The sequence below is a fragment of the Streptomyces sp. LUP30 genome (genome assembly GCF_001746365.1).
Taxonomy (GTDB): domain Bacteria; phylum Actinomycetota; class Actinomycetes; order Streptomycetales; family Streptomycetaceae; genus Streptomyces.
In genome coordinates this window covers 1-5339 of record NZ_MJAJ01000111.1, presented here as the reverse complement: position 1 = coordinate 5339, position 5339 = coordinate 1, and the positions used below count along the sequence as shown (strand labels likewise).

The 5339-nt window shown below is 68.7% G+C and carries 2 protein-coding genes and 1 pseudogene; all 3 read left to right on the top strand.

The genetic code is table 11. The features are described 5' to 3' along the window. Positions 1–1204 (top strand): type I polyketide synthase (locus BG482_RS39790; RefSeq protein ID WP_141746731.1); only part of this gene is annotated, 1204 nt, incomplete at its 5' end. Then, a pseudogene (locus BG482_RS45755) lies at positions 1201–3549 on the top strand (type I polyketide synthase); the annotation flags it as partial. The gene BG482_RS39790 and the pseudogene BG482_RS45755, both read left to right, overlap by 4 nt. Before the next feature lie 35 nt (positions 3550–3584). Further along, a partial coding sequence (locus tag BG482_RS45750) for a polyketide synthase dehydratase domain-containing protein (protein WP_370745960.1) occupies positions 3585–5339 on the top strand: 1755 nt, incomplete at its 3' end.

Here is a 5339-nt window from a genome sequence, read left to right as displayed (position 1 = left end):
TGCGGGTGCGGTGGCGTTGAAGGCGGAGTTGGAGGGGTTGGGTGCGCGGGTGGTCGTGGCGGCGTGTGATGTGGCCGACCGTGAGGCGCTGGCCGGGTTGTTGAGGGAGGTGCCTGATGGTGCTCCCTTGTCGGGGGTGGTGCATACGGCTGGTGTGCTGGATGACGGTGTGATCGCTTCGTTGACGCCGCAGCGGTTGGCGGCGGTGTTGCGTCCGAAGGTGGATGCGGTGCTGGCGTTGCACGAGGCGACGCGGGACCTGGACCTGGACGCCTTCGTCATGTACTCCTCCGCGTCGGGTGTGCTGGGTGGTCCGGGGCAGGGCAACTACTCGGCGGCGAATGCGTTCCTGGACGCGTTCGCTCAGTGGCGCCGCTCGCAGGGGCTGCCCGCCGTGTCGCTGGCGTGGGGTTTGTGGGGTGCGTCGAGTGCGATGACGGGGTCGCTGGGGGAGTCGGACCAGGCTCGTTTGAGCCGTGGCGGTATTCGTGCGTTGTCGGTCGAGGAGGGTATGGCGCTCTTCGACGCCGGCCTGCGCGTTGGTGAACCGGCTTTGGTACCGGTCAAGTTCGACTTCGCGACGCTCGCTGAGCAGGCGGCCGCCGACCAGGTGCCGTCCATGCTGCGGGGCCTGGTCCGCAGGCCACGCCGAACCGTCCGTGTCAGTGCCGCCGGCGGCCTCGGCAACATGGCGGGGGAGTCATTGGCCGACCGGCTGGCGAAGATGCCGCAGTCCGAGCGGCAGCGCGCCCTTCTCGACCTGGTGAGCGCCGACGTCGCAACCGTACTGGGCCGCCGCGGGCGGGATGCCATCGCGCCGGACCGTGCCTTCAAGGACCTCGGTTTCGACTCACTCACAGGTGTGGAACTGCGCAACCGGCTCACGGCGGCCACGGGGCTCCAGCTTCCCGCCTCGGCGGTGTTCGACTACCCGACGCCGGCCGCGCTCGCCGATGTCCTGCTGGAACAACTGGGTGTGTCGCCGATGTCGGTGCTCGCCGAACTCGATCGCCTTGAGGCCGCATTGAGCAGTACGTCCCTGGAGGACGACGTCATGACCCAGATGGCCAAGCGCCTCCAGACCCTGGCCACCCGGTATGCGGCGTCCGGTGCCGCGGCGGAGGACGAGGGTGCTTTCGACCTCGACTCCGCCTCCGACGACGAACTCTTCAGCTTCGCGGAGAACGAACTCGGGACTTCCTGACAGCTGCGCCGGCCCCCACACCTGTTGAGCAGAAGGACTTTTCGATGAGCACGAACGACGACAAGCTGCGCGACTACCTCAAGCGAGCCCTCGCGGATCTCAGCCAGGCGCGCAAGCGGTTGCGCGAGGTCGAGTCCGAGAAGACCGACCCGATCGCGATCGTCGCCATGGGCTGCCGTCTCCCGGGAGGGGTGTCCTCGCCCGAGGACCTGTGGGAGCTGGTCGCAGCGGGAACCGACGGAATCTCGGCCTTCCCGACCGACCGCGGCTGGGATGTGAACGGGTTGTTCGACCCCGACCCTGAGCGCCCCGGGAAGTCGTACGTCAGGGAAGGCGGCTTCGTCACCGACGCCGCTGAGTTCGACGCCGCCTTCTTCGGAATCAGCCCGCGTGAGGCGTTGGCGATGGATCCGCAGCAGCGGCTGCTGCTGGAGACCTCCTGGGAGGTCTTCGAGCGGGCGGGCATCGACCCGACTTCGCTGCGAGGCCGCAACGTCGGAGTCTTCGCCGGTACCAAACCCCAGGACTACATCCCGAGCCTTGAGGGGGGCGAGTCCAGCACCGAGGGGTATGCCCTGACCGGCAGCGCCGGCGCCGTCACTTCCGGCCGTGTCTCGTACACGTTCGGTTTCGAGGGCCCCGCCGTCTCCATCGACACCGCCTGCTCCTCCGCGCTGGTCGCCATCCACCTGGCAGCCCAGGCCCTGCGTAGCGGTGAGTGTTCGCTCGCGCTGGCCGGCGGCGTGTCAGTGATGGCCACGCCGGGTGCGTTCGTGGCCTTCTCGCGACAGCGGGGCCTGGCGGCCGACGCTCGCTGCAAGGCGTTCGCGGCGGGTGCGGACGGTACGTCGTGGGCCGAGGGCGTGGGCCTGCTGCTTCTGGAGCGTCTGTCGGACGCGCGGCGCAACGGCCACGACGTCCTCGCGGTCGTGCGCGGCAGCGCGGTGAACCAAGACGGTGCGTCCAACGGTCTCACCGCGCCCAACGGTCCCTCCCAGCGACGTGTCATCCGCCAGGCGCTGACCAACTCCGGACTGCTCGCCACGGACGTCGACGCGGTGGAGGCGCACGGTACGGGTACCTCGCTGGGTGATCCGATCGAGGCGCAGGCGTTGATCGCGACGTATGGACAAGGCCGTCCGGCGGACCGACCGCTATGGCTCGGCTCGGTGAAGTCGAACCTCGGTCACACCCAGGCCACCGCTGGTGTGGCGGGTGTGATCAAGATGGTGCAGGCGATGCGGCACGGTGTGCTGCCGAAGACGCTGCACGTGGACGAGCCGTCGCCGAAGGTGGACTGGTCGGCGGGCGCGGTGGAACTGCTGACGGAGTCGCGGGAGTGGCCGTCGGCACCGGACCGTCCTCGGCGTGCTGGTGTGTCGGCGTTCGGTATCAGTGGGACGAATGCGCACGTGATTCTGGAGGGCGTTGAGTCTGCGGCTCCGGTGGAGCGTGCGGTGGTGGCGGATGGTGTGGCGCCGGACAGTGTGGTGCCGTTGGTGGTGTCGGGCAGGTCGCCGGAGGCGGTGCGTGCGCAGACGGCACGGCTGGCCGATCTCCTGCAGGAGCAGCCCGAACTGAGCCTGGCGGATGTGGCGTATTCGCTGGCGACGACCCGAGCCCATTTCGATCATCGTGCGGTGGTGGTGGCGGGTTCGGTGGCTGAGGCGCGTGAGCATCTCGCGTCGGTGGAGCCGCAGGCGGTGGTTCCGGGGCGTCTGGGTGTGTTGTTCACGGGTCAGGGTTCTCAGCGGGTCGGGATGGGGCGTGAACTGCATGCCGTGTTCCCGGTGTTCGCGGAGGCCTTCGACGAGGTGTGTGTGGCCGTGGACAAGGAGCTCGGTCGCTCGCTCAAGCAGCTGGTCTTCGAGGGCGGGGACCTGCTGGACGAGACGCGGTATGCGCAGCCGGCGCTGTTCGCCGTCGAGGTGGCGTTGTTCCGGCTGGTGGAGTCGTGGGGTGTACGTCCCGACTGTCTTGCCGGGCATTCGATCGGTGAGGTGACGGCTGCGTTTGTGGCGGGTGTGTGGTCGTTGGAGGATGCGGCGGCTCTGGTGGTGGCGCGGGGCCGACTCATGCAGGCCCTTCCATCAGGCGGGGTGATGTTCGCGGTCGAGGCGACCGAGGACGAGGTCACGCCTCTGCTGTCGGAGGGTGTGAGCATCGCCGCGGTGAACGGTCCGTCCTCGGTGGTGCTGTCGGGTGTTGAGGATGCGGTCGCGGGGGTGGTGGCTGGTTTCGAGGGCCGGCGGATGAAGCGGTTGCGGGTGTCGCACGCTTTCCATTCGTCGTTGATGGATCCGATGCTGGAGGAGTTCCGTCGGGTTGTGGCGGGGCTGACGTTTNCGCGGGGGTGGTGGCTGGTTTCGAGGGCCGGCGGATGAAGCGGTTGCGGGTGTCGCACGCTTTCCATTCGTCGTTGATGGATCCGATGCTGGAGGAGTTCCGTCGGGTTGTGGCGGGGCTGACGTTTCACGAGCCTGTGCTGCCGGTGGTGTCGAACCTGACCGGTGAGGTGGCGGAGGCGGGTCGGTTGTGTTCGCCGGAGTACTGGGTGGAGCACGTACGCGGCACGGTCCGTTTCCATGACGGGGTCCAGGCGTTGCGGGAGTTGAAGGTCTCCACGTTTTTGGAGCTGGGTCCTGACGGTGTGCTGTCGGCGATGGTGGCCCAGGACTGCGTGCCCTCCCTGCGACGGGACGTGCCCGAGGACCGGGCCTTGATGAACACCCTCGGGCAGCTGCATGCCCGTGGTGTCGAGGTGGACTGGGAGAAGGTGTTCGCCGGAACGGACGTCCGGCGGGTGGACCTGCCCACCTACGCCTTCCAGCGGCAGCGGTTCTGGCTGAACCCGACGGTTTCCGGCGGAGACCCGGCCCTGGCCGCCGGACATCCGCTGCTCGACATCGTGGTGGGTGTACCCGAGACGGGTGGTGTCGTCGCCACCGGTCGGCTGTCACTGGCAGCGCAGCCATGGTTGGCGGACCACGCGGTGTCCGGTGTGGTGCTGCTGCCAGGCGCTGCTCTGGTGGAGCTCGCTGTCCGTGCGGGTGACGAGGTCGGTGCTGGGGTGCTGCGGGAGCTGGTGATCGAGGCTCCGCTGGTGGTGCCCGACGAGGGTGCGGTCCGTGTCCAGGTGTCGGTCGGTGAGGACACCGGCAGCGGAGTCCGGCCGATCGCGGTGTACTCGCGGGCTGATGACGCCGATGTGGATTCGGCATGGGTACGCCATGCAAGTGGGCTGCTTGGTGAGGATGTGCCTGCGGCGGGCGAGGGTTTGAGTGTATGGCCGCCGGAGGGCGCGGTGGCTGTGGATGTGTCGCACCTGTACGAAGAGCTGGGCGCCCGAGGGTATGGCTATGGGCCGGTGTTTCAGGGCCTGCGTGCGGTGTGGCGCAGGGACGACGAGGTGTTCGCCGAGGTCGCGTTGCCGGCGGGAGAGGCGGACTCGGCTGCCGGTTTCGGTCTGCACCCGGCGCTCCTGGACGCCGCGCTGCACGCCGGGGCCTTCTCCGGTGCACGCGAGTCCGCCGGCGACGGGTTGTTCCTGCCGTTCGCGTGGAGTGGTGTGTCCCTGCATGCTTCGGGTGCTTCGTCGTTGCGTGTGCGGTTGAGGTCGACGGGGGCGGAGTCGCTGTCGCTGGACCTGGCCGACGGTGAGGGTGTTCCGGTGGCGTCGGTGGAGTCGCTGGTGTTGCGGGCGGTCGCCGAGGAGCAGTTGAGGGCGGCCGGTGGCGGTGGTGGTGATGCGTTGTTCCGGGTGGAGTGGTCGTCTCTGCCGGTGGGTGAGGACGCGGAGGCTGCGGTTGGTGTGGAGGTGTTGGAGGTGGAGTCGGCTTCTGTTGGTGGCGAGGATGTTCGCCGGGTCACCGCCGATGTTCTGTCAGCGGTGCAGTCGTTCTTGACGTCTTCGGGTTCGGGTTCGGGTTGTCTGGTGGTGGTGACGCGGGGTGCGGTGGACGTCGGTGTCGGGGGTGGGTCTGGTGGGGTGGATCCGGTGGCGGCTGCGGTGTGGGGGTTGGTGCGTTCGGCGCAGGCGGAGGAGCCGGGCCGGGTGGTGTTGGTGGATGTGGGGGTGGGTGAATCGGCGCCTGTCGGTGGGGTGTTGGGGGGTGTGAGGGCTTCGGGCGAGCCG